Here is a 1,519-nt window from a genome sequence, read left to right as displayed (position 1 = left end):
CAGTGCACCCAGCCCCGCCAGCAGACCCTCACGATCCGAAGCCACCACAGCAGCCCGCTGGTCGAACTGCGCCCTCGACGTCACCGCCGAGAACGCCACGTCCACCACGTCGAGCTCCGGACGCTCCAGCAGATGCGACCGAAGCCGCCCCGCCTGCGCAGCCAGCGCCTCCGCACTCTTGCCCGACACCACCACCGGCACCACCGGCGGAGCGACAACCGAGCCACCGTCCGAAGGAGCAGCAGGCTCTGTGGCAGGCGCCTCTTCCAGAATCAGGTGGGCGTTCGTGCCGCTCACGCCGAACGACGACACACCCGCACGGCGCGGCCGACCATCGGTGGCAGGCCATTCCGCGGCCTCGGTCAGCAGCTCGACCTCGCCCGCGGTCCAGTCGATGTGCGGCGAAGGCTCGTCCACGTTCAGCGTCTGAGGCAGCACACCGTGCTGCATCGCCTTCACCATCTTGATCACACCAGCCACACCAGCCGCAGCCGAGGTATGACCGATGTTCGACTTGATCGAACCCAGCCGCAGCGGACCGTTCACCCGCTCCTGCCCGTACGTGGCCAGCAGCGCCGTCGCCTCGATCGGATCACCCAGGCGGGTGCCCGTCCCGTGGCCGTCGACCGCGTCCACATCCGCAGGACTCAGACCGGCGTTCTCCAGGGCCTGGCGGATCACGCGTTCCTGCGCGGGGCCGTTCGGTGCCGTGAGGCCGTTACTCGCGCCGTCCTGGTTGACCGCGCTGCCCCGGACGACACCGAGGATCCGGTGCCCGTTGCGCTGGGCGTCCGAGAGACGCTCCAGAACCACCAGACCGAGTCCGTCGGAGAAGCCCGTGCCGTCGGCGGCAGCTGCGTACGACTTGCAGCGGCCGTCCTCCGCCAGGCCGCGCTGGCGGCTGAACTCCATCAGCAGGGTCGGGCCCGCCAGGACCGTGACGCCGCCGACGAGTGCCAGTGAGCACTCGCCCGAGCGCAGAGCCTGCGCCGCCAGGTGCATGGCGACCAGCGACGAGGAGCAGGCGGTGTCGACCGAGACCGCAGGGCCTTCCAGCCCGAGGCTGTAGGCAACCCGGCCGGAGACGACGCTGGTCGTACCACCGGTCAGGCGGAATCCCTCCAGCTCAGGCAGCGAACCGGCCGGGGTGGCCGCGTAGTCGGAGGGTCCCACACCGGCGAAGACGCCGGTGTCGCTGCCGCGCAGCGAGGCGGGGTCGAGCCCCGCGTCCTCCAGGGCTTCCCAGGCCGCTTCCAGCAGCAGCCGCTGCTGGGGGTCCATGGCCACGGCTTCGCGCGGGCTGATCCCGAAGAACGCCGCGTCGAAGTCGGTGGCGGCCTGGACGAAGCCGCCGCCGCGGGCGTAGACGGTGCCGAGCTGGTCGGGGTCGGGGTTGTAGAGGCGTTCCAGGTCCCAGCCCCGGTCGGACGGCAGGCCCGAGATCGCGTCCCGGCCCTCCGCCACCAACTGCCACAACTCCTCAGGGTTCGACACCCCGCCCGGGTAACGGCAGGCCATA

The 1,519-nt window shown here is 71.1% G+C and carries 1 protein-coding gene; it reads right to left on the bottom strand.

All coding sequences use genetic code 11. The annotated features are described in order from the left end of the window. On the bottom strand, positions 1 to 1,519 hold a 1,519-nt coding region (locus tag IO30_RS0128975; RefSeq protein ID WP_031147773.1), incomplete at both ends, for a type I polyketide synthase.

Origin of the sequence: Streptomyces xanthophaeus (assembly GCF_000725805.1) — a bacterium.
GTDB lineage: Bacteria > Actinomycetota > Actinomycetes > Streptomycetales > Streptomycetaceae > Streptomyces > Streptomyces xanthophaeus.
This window is presented reverse-complemented; position numbering and strand designations above follow the sequence as displayed.